The 16,686-nt window shown below is 73.6% G+C and carries 16 protein-coding genes; 5 read left to right on the top strand and 11 right to left on the bottom strand.

The window, feature by feature from the left end; translation table 11 throughout:
- Positions 1-30: 30 nt before the first annotated feature.
- Positions 31-822 carry an HAD family hydrolase gene (locus ACFY29_RS12545; RefSeq protein WP_386985523.1) on the top strand — a complete coding sequence of 264 codons (792 nt, stop codon included), beginning with the start codon at positions 31-33 and terminating at the stop codon, positions 820-822.
- Positions 819-3,191 carry a glycosyl hydrolase family 65 protein gene (locus tag ACFY29_RS12540; RefSeq protein ID WP_355602050.1) on the top strand — a complete coding sequence of 791 codons (2,373 nt, stop codon included), beginning with the start codon at positions 819-821 and terminating at the stop codon, positions 3,189-3,191. The genes ACFY29_RS12545 and ACFY29_RS12540 overlap by 4 nt, the downstream gene beginning before the upstream one ends.
- Before the next feature lie 74 nt (positions 3,192-3,265).
- Here ACFY29_RS12540 and ACFY29_RS12535 read toward each other — a convergent pair whose 3' ends face one another.
- Positions 3,266-3,445 carry a hypothetical protein gene (locus tag ACFY29_RS12535; protein ID WP_386985520.1) on the bottom strand — a complete coding sequence of 60 codons (180 nt, stop codon included), beginning with the start codon at positions 3,443-3,445 and terminating at the stop codon, positions 3,266-3,268.
- A gap of 165 nt (positions 3,446-3,610) precedes the next feature.
- Here ACFY29_RS12535 and ACFY29_RS12530 point away from each other — a divergent pair, with 165 nt between their 5' ends.
- Positions 3,611-4,291 carry a dienelactone hydrolase family protein gene (locus ACFY29_RS12530; RefSeq protein ID WP_355602053.1) on the top strand — a complete coding sequence of 227 codons (681 nt, stop codon included), beginning with the start codon at positions 3,611-3,613 and terminating at the stop codon, positions 4,289-4,291.
- Here ACFY29_RS12530 and ACFY29_RS12525 read toward each other — a convergent pair.
- A complete protein-coding gene (locus tag ACFY29_RS12525) occupies positions 4,286-5,428 on the bottom strand; it encodes an AI-2E family transporter (protein ID WP_386985518.1) in 1,143 nt (380 codons plus the stop codon). The genes ACFY29_RS12530 and ACFY29_RS12525 overlap by 6 nt on opposite strands.
- A gap of 199 nt (positions 5,429-5,627) precedes the next feature.
- Between ACFY29_RS12525 and ACFY29_RS12520 the strand changes: the two genes are divergently transcribed.
- Positions 5,628-6,953 carry an aromatic acid exporter family protein gene (locus ACFY29_RS12520; protein ID WP_386985516.1) on the top strand — a complete coding sequence of 442 codons (1,326 nt, stop codon included), beginning with the start codon at positions 5,628-5,630 and terminating at the stop codon, positions 6,951-6,953.
- A 10-nt stretch (positions 6,954-6,963) separates the two neighbouring features.
- Here the strand turns inward: ACFY29_RS12520 and ACFY29_RS12515 are convergent, their stop codons facing one another.
- From ACFY29_RS12515 to eccB, 8 genes are all read right to left on the bottom strand, one after another.
- Positions 6,964-7,626, bottom strand: a complete 663-nt coding sequence (locus ACFY29_RS12515; RefSeq protein ID WP_386986693.1) for a C39 family peptidase — start codon at positions 7,624-7,626, stop codon at positions 6,964-6,966.
- Positions 7,627-8,004: 378 nt separating this feature from the next.
- Positions 8,005-8,412, bottom strand: coding sequence for a TIGR03618 family F420-dependent PPOX class oxidoreductase (locus tag ACFY29_RS12510; RefSeq protein ID WP_328422924.1), 408 nt, complete (start codon positions 8,410-8,412; stop codon positions 8,005-8,007).
- 32 nt (positions 8,413-8,444) lie between these two features.
- A complete protein-coding gene (locus ACFY29_RS12505) occupies positions 8,445-8,786 on the bottom strand; it encodes a hypothetical protein (RefSeq protein ID WP_386985514.1) in 342 nt (113 codons plus the stop codon).
- 97 nt (positions 8,787-8,883) lie between these two features.
- Entirely contained in the window at positions 8,884-9,681 is a 798-nt protein-coding gene (locus ACFY29_RS12500; RefSeq protein ID WP_386985512.1) for a hypothetical protein, read from the bottom strand.
- A gap of 263 nt (positions 9,682-9,944) precedes the next feature.
- Complete coding sequence (locus ACFY29_RS12495; RefSeq protein ID WP_328422930.1) at positions 9,945-10,301, bottom strand: hypothetical protein; 357 nt, start codon at positions 10,299-10,301, stop codon at positions 9,945-9,947.
- Positions 10,302-10,505: 204 nt separating this feature from the next.
- Positions 10,506-11,768 carry a WXG100 family type VII secretion target gene (locus tag ACFY29_RS12490; RefSeq protein WP_386985509.1) on the bottom strand — a complete coding sequence of 421 codons (1,263 nt, stop codon included), beginning with the start codon at positions 11,766-11,768 and terminating at the stop codon, positions 10,506-10,508.
- Positions 11,761-12,129, bottom strand: a complete 369-nt coding sequence (locus ACFY29_RS12485) for a hypothetical protein (protein WP_328422934.1) — start codon at positions 12,127-12,129, stop codon at positions 11,761-11,763. Before ACFY29_RS12485 ends, ACFY29_RS12490 begins: the two co-directional genes overlap by 8 nt.
- Positions 12,130-12,218: 89 nt before the next feature.
- Positions 12,219-13,745, bottom strand: a complete 1,527-nt coding sequence (gene eccB, locus ACFY29_RS12480) for a type VII secretion protein EccB (RefSeq protein ID WP_386985507.1) — start codon at positions 13,743-13,745, stop codon at positions 12,219-12,221.
- Positions 13,746-13,904: 159 nt separating this feature from the next.
- On the opposite strand from eccB, the gene ACFY29_RS12475 reads away from it, so the two are divergent.
- Complete coding sequence (locus ACFY29_RS12475; RefSeq protein WP_386985505.1) at positions 13,905-15,092, top strand: type VII secretion protein EccE; 1,188 nt, start codon at positions 13,905-13,907, stop codon at positions 15,090-15,092.
- A 76-nt stretch (positions 15,093-15,168) separates the two neighbouring features.
- Here ACFY29_RS12475 and eccD read toward each other — a convergent pair whose 3' ends face one another.
- Positions 15,169-16,566 (bottom strand): type VII secretion integral membrane protein EccD, encoded by a 1,398-nt coding sequence (eccD, locus tag ACFY29_RS12470; protein ID WP_386985503.1) that lies wholly within the window; start codon positions 16,564-16,566, stop codon positions 15,169-15,171.
- Between the last annotated feature and the right edge of the window lie 120 nt (positions 16,567-16,686).

Genomic DNA, 16,686 nt, shown 5'->3' with positions numbered 1-16,686 from the left:
GCGGCCTGGCTGGGTGGTTAGATTCGTAGCGTGCTGGGCCTACCTGCTCATGTGACCGCCTGTCTCTTCGATCTGGACGGTGTGCTGACGCAGACCGCCCGGGTGCACAACGCCGCCTGGACGCGGACGTTCGACGAGTTCCTCCGGCAGCGGGCCACGGCGACTGGTGAGCCGTTCCAGCCGTTCGATCCCGGCGCGGACTACAACCACTACGTCGACGGCCGGCCCCGCGCCGACGGCGTCCGGTCGTTCCTCGCCTCCCGCGGGATCGTGCTCCCCGAAGGCAGCCCGGACGACCCGCCGGACGCCGACACCGTCAACGGCGTCGGCAACCGCAAGAACGTCCTGCTGCTGGAGCGCCTGCGCAGCTCCGGTGTCGAGGTCTACCCGGGCTCGGTGCGCTACCTGAAGGAGGCCACCGCCGCCGGGTTGCGTCGGGTCGTGGTGACCGCGAGCGCCAACGGGCGCGAGGTGGTCGCCGCCGCCGGGCTGGAACCACTGCTGGAGGCGCGGGTCGACGGGCTGGTCGCCCGGGCGCAGGGGCTGCGTGGCAAGCCGCACCCGGACACCTTCCTGGCCGGGGCCAGACTGCTCGGCGTCGACGCGACGCAGGCTGCCGTCTTCGAGGACGCGCTGTCCGGGGTGGCCGCCGGCCGGGCCGGCGGCTTCGGCTATGTGGTCGGCGTCGATCGGGTCGGGCAGGCCGACGAGCTGCGCGCGCACGGCGCCGACATCGTGGTCAAGGACCTCGCGGAGCTGCTCGAAATGGGCGACGCCGACCCGTCGGCGGCACGCCCGGCCGGAGAGCGGGGTCTCGCGTGATCCGGGAACGGGCCTATCCGGTCGAACCATGGCACGTCCGGGAGACCCGGCTGGACATGGACGTGCTGGCCCAGTCGGAGTCGGTCTTCGCGCTCTCCAACGGCCACGTCGGGCTGCGCGGCAACCTCGACGAGGGCGAGCCGCACGGCCTGCCCGGCACGTACCTCAACTCGTTCTACGAGCTGCGCCCCCTGCCCTACGCGGAGGCCGGCTACGGCTTCCCCGAGTCCGGGCAGACCATCGTCAACGTCACCAACGGCAAACTGATCCGGCTGCTGGTCGACGACGAGCCGCTCGACGTGCGCTACGGCGAGTTGCTCGCCCACGAGCGGATCCTCGACCTGCGGGCCGGCACCCTGCACCGGGAGTTGCACTGGCGCTCGCCGGCCGGCCGGGAGGTCAAGGTCCGCAGCACCCGACTGGTGTCGTTCACCCAGCGGTCGGTCGCCGCCATCAACTACGAGGTGGAGGCCGTCGACGGCCCGCTCCGGCTGATCGTGCAGTCCGAGTTGGTGGCCAACGAGACACTGCCCGCGCAGAGCAAGGACCCCCGGGTCGCCGCGGTGCTGGAGTCGCCGTTGCAGGCCGAGGAGGAGCTGACCACCCCGGACGGTGGGCAGCTGATCCATCGCACCAAGGTCTCCGGGCTGCGGGTGGCCGCCGCGATGGAGCACGAGGTGCACGGGCCAGACCGCACCACCATCGAGTCTGAGGGCTACGAGGACTGGGTCCGCACCACGATCGGCTGCGTCCTCAAGCCCGGCGAGAAGCTGCGGGTGGTCAAGTACCTGACGTACGGCTGGTCGAGCCGGCGGTCGCTGCCCGCCCTGCGCGACCAGGTCGGCGCGGCGCTGGCCGGGGCCCGGCTGGACGGCTGGGACGGGCTCTGCCGGGAGCAGCGCGGCTACCTCGACGAGTTCTGGGACGCGGCCGATGTGCGGGTCGACGGGGACCCGGAGGTGCAGCAGGCCGTCCGGTTCGGCCTCTTCCACGTGCTCCAGGCCGGTGCCCGGGCCGAGCGTCGGCCGATCGCGGCGAAGGGGCTGACCGGCCCCGGCTACGACGGGCACGCCTTCTGGGACACCGAGATGTTCGTCCTGCCGGTGCTCACCTACACCCAGCCGAGCGCGGTGCGCAACGCGCTGCACTGGCGACACAGCACGCTGGAGCAGGCCAAGGAGCGAGCCGAGACGCTCAACCTCAAGGGTGCCGCCTTTCCCTGGCGGACCATCGAGGGCCCGGAGTCCTCCGGGTACTGGCCGGCCGGCACCGCGGCCTTCCACATCGCCGCGGACATCGCCGACGCGCTGCGGCGCTACGTGCTGGTCACCGGGGACACCGAGTTGGAGCAGGAGATCGGGCTCGACCTGCTGGTGGAGACCGCCCGGCTGTGGCGCTCGGTCGGCCACCACGACCGGCACGGGCAGTTCCACATCGACGGGGTCACCGGCCCGGACGAGTACACCGCGGTGAAGAACGACAACCTCTACACCAACCTGATGGCGCAGCGGAACCTGCTCGCCGCCGCCGAGGTGGTGATGCGCTACCGGGAGGCGGCGTTCCACCTCGGGGTCACCGACGAGGAGGCGGCGAGCTGGCGGGACGCGGCCACCTCGATGCACGTCCCGTACGACGAGGAGCTCGACGTCCACCAGCAGGTGGAGGGTTTCACCCGGCTCGAGGAGTGGGACTTCGCGCACACGCCGGCGGAGAAGTACCCGCTGCTGCTGCATTACCCGTACTTCGAGCTGTACCGCAAGCAGGTGGTGAAGCAGGCCGACCTGGTCCTGGCCATGCACTGGCGGGGGGACGCGTTCACCCCCGAGCAGAAGGTGCGCAACTTTCTCTACTACGAGCGCCGGACCGTGCGCGACTCGTCGCTGTCGGCCTGCACCCAGGCCGTGCTCGCCGCCGAGGTGGGCCATCCCGAGCTGGCGCACATCTACCTGCGCGAAGCCGCGCTGATGGACCTGCACGACCTCAACGAGAACACCCGGGACGGCGTGCACATGGCCTCACTGGCCGGCGCGTGGCTCGCCCTGGTCGGAGGCCTCGGCGGGTTGCGGGACCACGACGGTGAGCTGTCGTTCGCGCCCCGGCTCTCCAGCCGGCTCAGCCGGCTGGAGTTTTCCCTCCAGTGGCGCGGGCTGGCACTGCGGGTGGACGTACGGCCGCACCAGACCACGTACTCGCTGCGCCACGGTGGGCCGGACGATGTGGTGGAGTTGCGCCACCACGACCAGCTGCTGCGGGTCACCTTCGATGAGCCGGTCACCGTGCCGGTGCCGTCGGCCGACCCGTCCGGGCCGCCGCCGGAGCAGCCGCCGGGTCGGTCGCCGCTGATGCGGTTGCCCGAGCACGAGCAGTGACGGCCGGGGCGGGAGTGATCCCGCCCCGGCCGCCACCTGACGGGCCGGTGCCCGCCCGGTCATCGACTCCGAGGTCAGATGGGCTCGCCGGTCGACGGGCGTCCGATCGCGTCCCGGGGCGCCATCGCCCGGGGATCATCGGGTAGGCGGGCCTGCGCGGCGTCGTCCGCCCAGTCCCGGTTGCGCTCGGCGTCCTGTTGGTGCCGGTCCCGCTCGCTCATCTGCTGTTGCCGGGACGACTGCTGCTGAGCCATGGCGATCCTCGCGATCCGTCGGGGCGCGGCTGCGCCGACACGGTCTGCGGTCGCCCGTCGCGTACCCGGCGGCCCATCCGGCAAACGCGGCCCGGCGGCGGTGTGGGGGCGTGCCAGGCGGCAGGCGGGGTACCCAGGACGAAGGCCAGCACGCGGAGGTGGGGCATGGACGAGCAACGCAGCACGGTGACCATCCCGGTCGGGGACGCCCAGCTCCCCGCCGACCTGATGTTGCCCGCTCAACCGGGCGGCGTGGTGCTCTTCGCGCACGGCAGCGGCAGCTCCCGGCACAGCCCCCGCAACGTGGCGGTGGCCGAGACGCTGAACGGCCGAGGGCTCGGCACGGTGCTCGTGGACCTGCTCACCCCGGCCGAGGACGAGGTGGACGCGCGCACCGCCGAACTGCGGTTCGACATCGGGCTCCTGGCCAGTCGGCTGGCCGGCATCGTCGACTGGTTGGCGGCCGAGCGCCCCGCCGGTGAGGTGCCGATCGGCCTGTTCGGGGCCAGTACGGGTGCCGCCGCCGCCCTTGTCGCGGCGGCGTCCCGCGCCGACCGGGTGGGCGCGGTGGTCTCCCGGGGCGGGCGACCGGACCTGGCCGGCACCGCTCTGGCCCAGGTACGTACGCCGACGTTGCTGCTGGTCGGTGGCCTGGACGAGGAAGTGATCGCGCTCAACGAGCAGGCGCTGGCCGAGCTGGGGGAGGTCGGCGAGCTGCGGGTGGTCCCCGGGGCAACCCACCTCTTCGAGGAGCCGGGCACCCTCGAGCAGGTCGCCGACCACGCCGGCACCTGGTTCACCACCCACCTCAGCCGCGCTGTTCCCAGCCCGGTACGTCGATCATGAGGTCGGCGGGGGATCGGTCACCCCTACTGGAGCGGGGGCGCCCGAGGCGGAGTGGTGGCGTTGCACGGTGTCGATGATGCGCCAGAGGACGGCGGTGATCGGAACGCTGACGAAAGCGCCGGCAATGCCCGCGATGAGGGTGCCGGCGGTGACCGCCACCAGGATGACCGCCGGGTGCAGCCGGACCTGCCGCTTCATGACCAGCGGCTCCAGCAGGTTGCCCTCGATCTGCTGCACGGCGATCACCGCGGCGAGGGTGAGCAGCGCGGTGGTCGGCCCGTTGGCGGCCAGCGCCACCAGCACCGCCACCGCGCCGGCCACCGTCGCCCCGATGATCGGCACGAAGCCCCCGAGGAAGGTGATCAGCGCCAGCGGCAGGGCGAGCGGCACCCCGAGCACCACCAGGGCCAGGCCGATGCCGATCGCGTCGATCGCGGCGATCAGCATCGTGCCCCGGCTGTACGCGCCCAACGTCTGCCAGCCGGCCCGGCCGGCCTCGGTCACCAGGGGCCGGTTCGGGCCGGTCATCCGGGACAGGACCCAGTGCCACATGGACCGGCCGTCCTTGAGCAGGAAGAAGAGCAGCACCAGGGCGAGCAGCGCGGAGCCGACCACTTCGCTGGCGGTCCGGGCACCGGCCACCGGGTCCGGCGAGCTGCCACCCAGCCCCTGCCGCGCCTGGTCGACCAGTCGGTCCAGTTGGGCGTCGGTGACCGGCAGGGTGGACGTGACGAAGTCCCGGCTTCGGTCCAGCCCCTGGGTCAGCTCCTGGCTGAGCTGGTCGAACTGGCTGGCGGTCAGGTTCCACACCAGCGCGCCGACCCCCACCAGGATGCCGAGGAGCAGCAGCACGGTGAGCAGCGCGGCCAGCGACCCGGGCAGCCGCAGCCGGCGCAGCCGGAGCAGCACCGGGTCGAGCAGCGCGGTGAGGAAGATGGTTGCGGCCAGCGCGATGGCCAGCGGCGCCAGGAGTACGGCGATCCGGCCCAACAGGTAGAGCCCGGCGACGACCACCACCAGGCAGGCGCTCCACAGCACCGCGGTCCGGACCAGCCAGGGCAGGGCCGCCCACGCCTGGCGCGGCCCGGAGCCGTCCGTCGTCGCCCCGGTGCCCGCCCCGGGTTCGTCTACCGCCATGTCGGTCCTCCTCGATCTCCGCGAGGTCGGTACCCGGCCAGTGGCACGCCGACACCCATATCGCTCCAACGCCGGTTGAGGCGCTGGCGTGGCGGGTGCGCCCAGGTAGTCCGAGCCATCCGGTGAAGGCCGAATTGCCCGGTCTGCACCCGCCGGGGCCTGGCACGATTGTCCGCGAGACGCCCGGGTAACCGTCGCCATGGCCGATGACCGCCCACCAGCCGACCGCGACCGGTCGCGGCTCGGCGAGGCCGCCGAGCTGGGCGGCCAGGCAGTCGAACAGGTGCGGCGCCGGGGCGGGCAGGCCGGCCGGGTTCGGGCCCGGCAGTGGGAGATCACCCTGGTGATCGCGATCCAGGCCGGGCTGGCCGCGGCGCTGGCCGCCCTGATCGCCCAGCACCTGCTCGGCCCCGGAGCGCACGTCTTCGCGCCGGCCGCCGCCGTCGGTACGATCGCCACCGCCATCGGGCAGCGGGCCCGGCGCACCTTCGAGCTGCTGGCCGGGGTGGGCATCGGCATCGTCATCGGTGACGCGCTGCGCTTCCTGCTCGGCTCGGGGCCGTGGCAGACCGGCGCGGTGGTCGCGCTCGCCATCGCCAGCGCGCTGCTGGTGGCTGGACGGGGTGGCGCGCTGGTTGGTCAGGCCGGTGGTACCGCCGTGCTGATCGCCACGCTGGCCCCGATGGGACGCGGCCTGGAGCTGCCCCGGATCTTCGACGCACTGGTCGGTGGGGTGGTCGGCCTGCTGGTCGTCGCTCTGCTGTTGCCGATCAATCCGATGCGCGTGCTGGACCGGGCCGTGGCGCCGATCGTCACGGTCCTTCGCGAGCAACTCGCCGAACTGGCACAGACGCTGCGGGAGCGCGACGCCGAACGGGCGGTGCGGATTCTGGAGCGGCTGCGCGCCACCGAGGGTGACCTGGGTCGGCTGCACGAGTCGCTCAGCGGGGCGGAGGAGGTGGTGACGATCGCGCCGGCCCGCTGGCACCGGCGTCAGCAGTACCGCCGGTACGCCAACGGCGCGGAGCACCTGGAGCGGTTGACGCTGGACGTCCGAGCGCTGGCTCGCTGGACGGCGACCGCTCTTCAGTACGGTGAGCCGATTCCGGACGAGTTGCCGAATGCGGTGGCCCGGCTGGGCGAGGCGGTGGCTGAGATGCACTCCGAGCACCGGAGCGGCAAGGATCCCGAGCGGACCCGCCAACTGGTGCGGGAATGCGCCGAACTGGCCGGTCGGTCAACTGCGATCGGGGTGCACTCGTTCGGCGACGCGCTGGTGACCGGCCTGCGTACCGCGTGCAGCGACCTGCTCCGGGCCACCGGTTGCGATCCGGACGACGCCAATCGGATGGTGCGCCGAGCGGCCGGCGCCGGTGAGGCGGAAGTCCATCCGCCGCCCCGTCGGCAGATCCACCGGGCCCCGCCGAACCGCGCCGCCCGGGTCCGCCGGCGGACGCGGCTCAGCGCTCGGACCCGGCACGACGAATGGGCCGGCCTCCCCGACAGGGGGAGACCGGCCCGGTGAACCGCCAGAATCAGGAGGAGTAGCCGCGCTCGGCGATCCAGTTGGCGACCTTCGGCAGGCTCATCCAGTACTCGCCCAGCGCCGGGTTGGCCGGGTCGGCGATCCGGATGGTGTCGCCCCCGTCGCGGTAGCCGACCAGGGTCAGGTAGTGGCCGCCCTCGTACGAGTGCGGGTTGCCGTCGGTGTCCACGGCCGTGCCCTTGATGTTGGCCACCACCGGTCGTCCGGCGTCCAGCGCGGCCAGCACGTCCCGGCGTAGCTGCTCGACCTGTTCCGGACGGGCCACCGAGTCACGGATCTCGGTGGTCCGGTACTTGCCGCCGGTCAGCTCGTTCAGCACGCGGGTGGTGTCCAGGGCCGAGGGAGTGCCCGCCTCGGTGGTGCCGAGGAGCTTGGCCACCTCGTCCTGGGACAGGGCCTTGCCCTGGGCGGACAGCGCGATCCGGGTCGCTGCCGGGCCGCAGTAGAAGAAGTTCGGCTGGGCCTGGTAGTCGATGCCGAGGATCCGCTCGGCGGAGCGGCCGGGCTGGCTGCCCCGGTCGGTCTGGCTCGACGGGGTCGGGGTGCCCTGCACCGGGGCGGCCTGCGCGGCCAGTGCGGGACCGAGGGCGCAACCGCCGGCGACCAGCAGGCCGGCGACGGACAGCGTGCTCTTCTGGATGATCGGGTTCATGATCGAGTCTCCGTTCGGGGGTTGGTGCCTCCAACTGGTGGAGGGCAGCAGCACCGGAATGGCGCTCGGCTCATCGAGGTGGGCGACGACCCGCGGCGGCCCGGGCCGTGGGCTCACCGGGGACGTAACCGTCCTGCTCCGGCGGGCATTCCGCCGCCGGCAACCGGCAAGGCGCGGTGCGATCAGGTGCAACGGCTGCTGGCCGGGCGGGATTCCGGGTTCGACGTGCCGCTGCTCACGGCTCTCCCGCCACACCATCACCGGGTCGAGCGAGAACCGGACGATCCGGGCAGCGACCAACGGATCGGACACCGGGGACGGCCTGGTCACGACTCGCGTGACCGGCGAAGGATGACCAGCGGCGCAGGTGGCGCGGCGTCAGAGGCTGCCCAGGAGGCCGGTCACAGTGATCTCGATGACCACGCGCTCCGGATTCGGGCGCGGGGGTCGGTACCGCTCGGCGTAGCGGCGCTCCGCCTCCGCGACGGCGGCCGGATCCGACCGGAGCACCGCCCGGCCCTCAATGGTCAGCCAGCGGCGGCCATCCACGTGACAGACGGCCACCGGGGTGCCTGCCGCGCCGGCGGCGGCTACCTGGCGGGCCTTGCGGGAGGTGCCGGAGGTGATCACCCGGGCCAGCCCGGCTGCCGGGTCGAGGGTGACCCCGACCGGGACCACGTGCGGGGTGCCGTCGGCGCGCAGCGTGGTCAGCGTCGCGAGGTGCCGTTCCGCGCAGAAGGCGGCAACGCGGTCGTCGCGTACGTCCAACTGGTGATCGCCCGCCATGCCTGTCCCCCGTCCACCGAAACCGGCCTCGATCATGGCACGTGGCGGCGTACCCGGTCCGGATCCGGCGGCGCGTCCGGCTGCCCGGGCAGCCGGCGATCGGCCGCCCGGCGCTGGTGCACCAGGCGGGTCAGGTAGATCAGCGCGCCGGCCAGGACGCCCATGTCGTCCAGGTAGATCGGGTCCGGGAGCAGGTCGACCGGGAAGATCGTGTAGATCAGCGCCCCGTAGAAGGCGACCTTGCCGCCCGCGCCGAGACCGCTCAGCAGACGCCGGGTCCGTACCACCCGCACCGCCAGCACCACCGCACCGGCCAGTGTGGCGACGGCCAGGATGCCGGCGATCACCACGAGAACCCACGCCTGTCGAGACATTCCGTCACGCTAACCCACCACGGCCGCCCCGGCCCGGTGACGGGACCGGCCCGCTACGCACGGACGCGGGGCGGCCAGCACCAGCGCGTCCCAGCGGTCAGAACGCGGGTACCGCCGCGCGTCCGCGGGCGACCACGGCGTCTTCCCGGGTCTGCTCGACCGGCGACCGGACGACCTCGCTCAGCGGCAACACCGAAGCCGACTCCGCCACCCGCCGTCCGGTGGCCTCGTGGGCCTCCTCGCGCAGGCTGCGGGCCGCCACCACAGCCGACTCCGCGGCCCGCCAGGCGGCCTGCTCCCGCTCCACGGCGGCACTGTGTCGGGCCGCCAGGTTGTCCCGGATCGCCCGCTGCAACACCAGCTCCTGCTCGACCGGATGCAACCGCGGGTCCCACCCGTCGCGCTGCCCGAAGACGTCACTGAGCTGCTCCACCGACAGCTCCCGCCGCCAGTACGCGTCCAGTGCGGCCCGGTGCAGGTAGCGCTCGCGGTCGACGTACTCGGAGGGGGTCCGGGCCGTGTGCGGCAGCGGCATCGCGGCTGCGGCGCCGAACCGTCGGACGGCCGCCTCGGCCGCCTCGTACGCCTGCCAGGCGGCCTCGACGGTCTCCTGCGCGGCCACCCACTCCGTCCGGCGGCGTTGGGCGGTGGTGGTGGCCCGCTCGGCGGCCACCGTCACCTCCTGCGCGTAGCGGCTCTGCTCCCGTTCCTCGTGGGCCTGTTCGAGTTGGCTGGGCATGGCCGCGCGACGGATCCGGGAGCCCGGGTCGAGGCGGAACTTGCCGGGCCGCAGCAGGAGGGCAGCGACAGCGACCACGACCACCCCGAGCAGGCTCAGCCAGATGGCGGCGGCCCGGGGCACGTCGGGCAGGAAGGCGGAGAGGACGGTCTGCATGATCAGCACCTCGCGGTCGAACGACGGCTATCGACGGATGGCGGTGGACGGGTGTTCCGGCAACACGGGCCGGGGCGGGTTGGCCGTCGGGGCGAAGTGAGCCGCCGGCCCCCGGGGCGGTACCACTGTGCGGCGGCTGCCGGGCTGGTCACCGTTTGGTGATCTCCGGCCGGCGTGGTCACGCGGACGGCGACGACTCCGGCACCCGATCGGTGACCCGGCACCGGACCGGGTGGGTCGGGGGCGCCGGTGGCCGGCCAGGATCAGCGGGTGGGCGGGCCGCGTCGGGACGGGGTGCCGTGGCCGGGCTCGACGGTCACCGGGTGCTCCGCGGCGGTGACCGGACCGGTCGCCACGGCGGCGACGACCGTGCTGACCGGCCGAGGTGCGGCCGGCTGGCTCGCCCGCTCGGTGGCGGCGACGGCGTCGGGTCGGAGCGTGTCCACCCGGCTGCTCACGGCGCTGGGCCGCAGCTGCGTCGGTGCGGGGGGTGGCGTCGCGGCGAGCGCGCCGCCGAGGCCGACCGCGAGCACCAACGCGGTGACCGCCAGCCGGGTCAGCTCACGCAGTGACCGCAGCACGGCCCGCCGGGCTGGGCGGACGAGCGCTGCGGAGGACACCCGACCAACCTAACCCCCGACCCGCCGGGTCGCAGCTCGGCAACGGCTCATTCGGGCGTGACCACCGCCACGATGCGCACTGTGGACGGACAGGCCATCCACCTTCCCGACATGACGGTGGCCCCAGCCGGATCGGGTCCGGCCGGGGCCACCGCGGCACGTTCGGGCGCCGCCGACGCTGTCGGGCGTCGGCGGCGGATCGGGTCAGCCGGAGGTGCCGAGCACCGGCGGTGGAGCGTCCCCGTGGTCTCCCCACACCATCTCGTCCTCGGTCAGCCAGGTCAGCCGGTCGTCGGACTCGTCGTCCTCCGGCCGGCCGTGCCCGCCAAGCACCCCGGGGCGTTTCGCGCCGCTGCCGGCCGCCGCTCGGCCGGCAGTCTCGCCGCGCCGCCCGTCAATGCTGCGACCCACCCCGGTGGCGGGGCGGTTGTCGGGTGCAGCCGGGCCAGCGGCCGGCCGGACCGAGGCGGTGGGCGTGCTGCTCGAACCGGCGAGGGCAGCGGTGCGAAGCACCCCGCCGGCCGGAGCCCCGCCGTGCCCTCCGAAGAGCAGGCCTGACCCAGCGCCGGCGCTGGCGGTCACGGTGGTCGGCCCGGACAGGCCGGCCGTCCCGCCGGCGGGCGGCGCTCCGCCGAGCACCGGCTCCGCGCCGGCCAGGGAGGTGCCGCTTTCGGTGGCGGAGTCGCTGCCCGGACCGGTGACGACTGCCGGCGCGCCGCCGGTGCCCACGCCGTCCTGGCCAGTGCCTGGCCCGACGCCGACGACCTGTGGCTGGCCCACACGGTCGGGCGTCGTGATGGTCGCGTCGCCGGTGTGTGCCGTGTGCTTGGTGGCGAGGGGCGCGGCGCTCGGCGTGTCGGTGCCCGGAACGCTGCGTGGCGTCGTCGGGTCATCGCGGACCGTCTTCGGCGTCTCGGGGTCGGGAGGCGGCGGGTCGACCACCCGGTCATAGGCGGAGAGGTCGTAGCCGGCTGCCAGCTCGGCCACCACGTTCACCATCCGCTGATGGGCCTTCTCCTGCTCTGCCTTGTCCTGCTGGTGACCCAGAATGCCCCCGACCACCGCGCCGGGCAGGCCGAACGTGGCGCCGCCCCGGAGGGCGCCGGAGATCGTCTGGTCGTTGTCGTCGGTCTCTTCCGGGCTCTCCGCCTGCTTGTGCGCGGTGCGCAGCTGGCCGGCCATCATGGTCAGCCCCTGCTGGACGTCGGCCATCCCCTCGCCCAGCGCCTCGGTGTGGGCGACGATCATCATCAGCCGCCGCTGGAACTCGAGACCTGCCGAGCCCGTCCAGGTGTTGCCGAGCTTTTCGAGGTCGCCGCTCAGCTCCCGGCCGAGACCGTCCAGGATGCCCTTGAGGGCGGACCACTGGGCGGCCACACCCTCGATCTGCTCGGGCTTGCCGGCCATCACGGCGTCGTACAGCTGCTGGTGACTGTTGCCCTGGTAGCGCTGGGTGTACTCAGACACGCCCGTCCTCCTTCGGCCCCAACGCCCGGTCGACCCCGGTCAGCGCGGCGGTGATGTCGGTGGCGTTGGCCGCGTTGCGCGCCTCGGCGGTGCGGTAGTTGGTCAGGATCGTGCTGGTCGCCTGCTGTGCCGCCTGCACCGCCTGCCGGAGCCGCTCGGCCTGCACCACGTAGGACTGGTGGACATCGCTGTAGCGCCTCGCGTTGTCGGTGGCGTCGGTGAACGAGCCCAACGCCGGAGGGCGGCACTGCATCTCGGTGTTGAGCTTTCGCAGCACCGACTCGGCCTGGCTCAGCCGAGCCGCCAGGTGCAGGTGGAAGTCCTCAAGGGACAGCAGGTCGACTTCCGTACGCCCGGTCATGGCAAACATCCCCGTCGTTCTGGTTGACAACCGTCAGCAGCTCTCAGGTTAGTCCACCAGTGCGACGCGGGGCGACCCGTCCGGGCCGCTCAGTCGTCGGCTCCAGTCGATGCCGTGGGCACCCCGCCACCCGCCCCACCGCTCGCCGGCGTGCCGCTGGGCGAGGCGGGCGGCGTCGACTCCGGTGCTGGCGCGGCCGACGACGGACCACCGGGCGAAAAGAAGGCCGACGCGTCCGCCCGGTTGAGGTTCGGCCCGGTCGGGATCAACGAGAGCAGCGAGCCGGGCACCGCCAGCGGGGTGACCCCGCTGTAGCCGAGGACGGCCGGCGTCTCAGCCGACCCGAGCGGGTACCGGACGCCCTGCGGGCTGATCAGGTAGATCGTCGATCCGGCGGCGACGGAACCACTGGTCCCGGCGCCGGGGGCTGCCTGGGCGAGCACGCCCTTGCCGCCGGGCAGCAGCACCGCCTCGGCCGTGCGCACCGAGTCCCGGGCAGCCTGGCGTACCGGCACCGGGCCTGACGCGCTCGCGGTCAGCTCCGCCGGAGCACGGTCGAAGACCTCGACGGTGGTGGTCGGCGGGCCGCCCCCACTGCCCGCCCGGTACGTGGCGCAGAGCACGGTCTGCCCGGACCGGGCCGCGTACAGCGTGGGCAGCGTCAGGGGCAGGCCCTCCTCGTCCACCCGCTGCTGGGTCAGCAGCCGGCCGGCCTGATCCGGGGTGATGTCGGTGATCTGACCGCCGCCGCCAATCATCAAGAGCGCGGTGATCTCAGTAATTGAGACGAGACCTTCCCGAGTCAGCACGTAGTGCTGCCCGGCCGCCTTGAACACCTGACCGATGTTGGCCTGTCGATCGGCCACGGCAAGGCCGCTGCGCTCGCCCTCGCCGGGCAGCGACGGCTTACGCAGCGGTGGCCCGGCCGGTACGGCATTGAGCAGTTGCTGCCCGACCGGCAGCGGTGTCGTGCCGGTCATCTTCAGCGCCGCGATCGCCTGGTCGCCGCCGAGCACCTGGAGCCGGGCGCCGCCGGTGAGCAGGTACCGCTGACCGTCCACGGTGACCAGTGCCGCGCGGTCACCCAGCGGCGTGCCGCCGGGCAGCGCACGGTCGATCACCACCCGGGTGCTGGAGCGGCGCGGGTCGGCCGGGTCGGGCACGTCGCAGACAGACCAGGGCAGACCGGTCAGCGACTTGCGGTCCGGCAACGCGTCCGGCGCGCCGACGATGCCGACGGTGCGGCCGCGTGGCCGGTCCCGCAGCGACGCCTGGGACATCGTCCGCACCGTCGGATCAGCCGTGTCCAGGATCAGCCGGGCGGACGTGTAGTTCAGCGTCGGAAGCAGCTTCCCCTCCACGAACACGTACGTCGCGCCGCTCTCCCGCTCGATGACCAGCGTGTTCTCTTCCAGTGGCGCGGTGTTCCCGGTCAACTGGCCGTACGCGCCGACCCCGCCGAGCACCACGGCGGCGGCGATGACACTGCCGAAGATCGCCATGCCGAGCCGTCGCATCGGCAGGTTGGTGGTCTCCGGATCGCCCGACAGCAACGCCGAGACGATCCGGCGGGTGACGAAGCGGTACGCCTGCACCTGATCGCGGCGGGTCCGCATGACTTACCTCCGGCGGGGTGGATCCGCGACGATCAGGTCGGAACGCCGTCGCGGGCTTCCCTACGATAAGGGGCCGACGGCGGGTCTTTGGGACCACCGCCCTTGGCCGACGCCGGAACGACCCGGCGCAGCCGTACCGTGCAGGAGGGACAGTCACCGATGACGCAGGTTCAGGCGCGACCCGCCCGAGTGGCCAAGAACCCGTCCGACGTCCCGGCGCGGGCGACCCCGCCAGCCGATCGCCCCGGCCGGGGACGGGTCGGCCCGGTGCTGGTCGGGCAGCTCGTCGTGCTGGAGGTCTGCGCGGTCGCCGTCTGGGCCGCGGGGGCCGGGCCCAGCTGGTTGCTCGCCGCGGTGGGCACGGTGGCGGCGCTGGTCGTCCTGGCCGTGTTCGCCCGTCGGGGTGGCCGCTGGTGGTTCGAGGACCTGCTGCTGCGGCGGCGGCTGCGGCGTCGCCGCGAGCGTGCCGCGGCGACGTTGGCCGACGGTACGGCGGCGGACCCCCGGCTGGCCGCGCTCGCCCCCGAGCTGACCGTCATCGAGCTGACCGACCGGGGCACCCGGCTCGGCATCGGGCAGGACGCCCAGGGCTGGTTCGCCGCGGTCGCGCTGCAACCCGCCTCCGGCACGACGGTCGGTTCGATGGACGCGTCGGCGGTGGACCGGGCGCTGCGGGTGCTCACGGAATTCGCCGCGCCGGTGTCCCGGGCTCAGGTCGTCGCGCACACCCTGGTCTGGTACCCGGCGCCCGGTGCGCCGCCGGCAGCGCACCGGACCGTCTGGGTGGCGCTGCGGCTCACCGTCCGCGACGCTCGGGTGGAGACGGTGAGCCGGGGCGGCGGGCTGCCCGGCGTACACCGGACGTTGGCTGCCGGAATTGGCAGATTGGGCAAAGCACTGACCGCCGCGGGGCTGGCCCACCGACCGCTGGGCCGCGACGAGCTGCGCGCGGCCGTGGTCTCGGCCGCCGGGCTGGACCTGGTGCCGGAGCCGCCAGCGGAGACCTGGCAGGGGCTGCGCGGCGGCGGCTGGACGCACCGCTGTCTGGCCCTGCGGGGCCGATCGGACGCACCGCTAGGCCCGTTGGTGGAAGCGATCACCGCGACCTCCGCGCCTTCGCACACGGTGGCCGCCGCGGTGTCGCCGGACGGGCGGGTGGCGGCGCCGCTGGTGCGCGTCGCGGCGATGGACAACCACGTCGAGGCGCTGGTCAAGGTCGTCCAGGACGTCGCGCAGCGGGCCGGCACGTCACCCCGGCCGGTGGACGGGCAGCACGCCCCCGGCGTGTACGCCAGCGCACCGGTCGCATCGGCGCTGGGCGGCTTCTCCGGCCCACAACCCCGCTGACCGCCCGCCCACTGACCGCCCGCCCCACTGACCGGCCGTTCGCCTGGCCGGTCAGTAGGGCGGCGGAGCCCTCGGGTCAGGGCCGCAGGTTCACGATCCAGCCGTACAGGCCACAGACCCAGACGGCGAGCGGGACCAGCGAGATGATCAGCAGGATCTCCACGATGTCGAGCAACCGGCCCCAGACCGGGGAGATGCGCTTGCCGGCCACGGTCAGGCCGTAGATCAGGCTGACCACGGCGGCCAGCAGCAGCCCACCGAGGATCAGGCCGAGCCGGACCGGCAGCGACCCGCCGGCGAAGGTGGCCGCGGCGGCCAGGCCCAGCCCGACGGTGCCGGCCAGCAGCACCGGGGTGCGCTGGGCGCGGCCCAGGAGCGGACGGGCCCGCAGCAGCGAGAGCAGGGCCAGCACCAGGCAGAACAGCACCGCCGGCAGCCGACCGTCCAGGGCCAGCACCAGCTGCGCGCCGAGCACCAGCAGCGACACCGTCCACAGCAGGCCGGTGAGGAACTGGTCGGCCCGCTCACTGAGCTGGAGCACCTGGCGCCCGTCGACCGACTCGCTGTCAGTCTTCAGGTCCTCCGGACCGGTCGGGATCGACGGCACCGGCAGTCGGGCAAGCCGGTAGGCCAGCATCGGCAGCGCCGGCACCGCGCCGAACGCGACCGCCGCAATCACCGCGGCCGCGGCCGGCGCGTCGATGCCGAAGATCAGGCAGAGCACCGCGCCGAAACCGGTCGCCGCACCCACCCCGATCGCGCCGAAGAAGAGCGGGTAGCGGTCGCCGACGGCCAGCGCGGCCACCGCCCCGGCGACCACCACGGCGGTGGCCGCGAGCAGGACGTGCGGGCTGGCCAGGTCGGTCAGCGACCGGTCGCCGGCGAGCAGCAGCAGACCGCCGACGCCGGCGTGCACCAGGCCGACAATGGCCAGCACCGCCCCGGTCCGGCTGTCACCCGCAGCCCGGGACAGCACCGCGGCGACGACCAGCAGCGCCACCGTGACGAGCAGGGCGGCCAGCGCGCCGGGCAGGTGTGGCGGACCCGCGAAGAGTGCGGCGAGCGCTCCGGCACCGAGCGCGGCCGCCGCGAAGAGCACCGCGAAGGACCGGGTCGAGCCGGCCTGCCAGGCGCCGGGGCGCTGGTTGGTCGCGGTGGCGACCGCGTCCACCACGTCGTCAAAGACGATCTCCGGCGCGGCGGCGGACCGGGGGTTGAAATACAACACCTCACCGTCGCGCACGCCGAGCTGCGCGGCGGTACGTCCGCCATCCAGGGGGGCACCGCCCAATCGGGACAGTGCCCAGCCGCCGTGCCGCACGCCGTCGTCGGCCAGGTCCTCCCCCGCGTAGCGCAGCAGGGTGGGCAGCAGGTCCGCCATCGGCACGTCCGACGGTAGGGCCAGGTCCATTCGGGTACGGGGTGCCACGATGGTGATCCGGCTCAGACCACCGGTCGCCGTCTTCGTCGCCACAGTGGCCTCCAGGTGTCCGTCTACGATCAGCTGGCCGGGGTGCCGCGGTGCGGGTCCACCGCGCCCACGGGAGATTACCTACGATGGCGGGCACGTACGATGCCCACCCGCGGACTTTGG

The sequence above is a fragment of the Micromonospora sp. NPDC000668 genome (assembly GCF_042897975.1).
Lineage (GTDB): Bacteria > Actinomycetota > Actinomycetes > Mycobacteriales > Micromonosporaceae > Micromonospora.
This window is presented reverse-complemented; position numbering and strand designations above follow the sequence as displayed.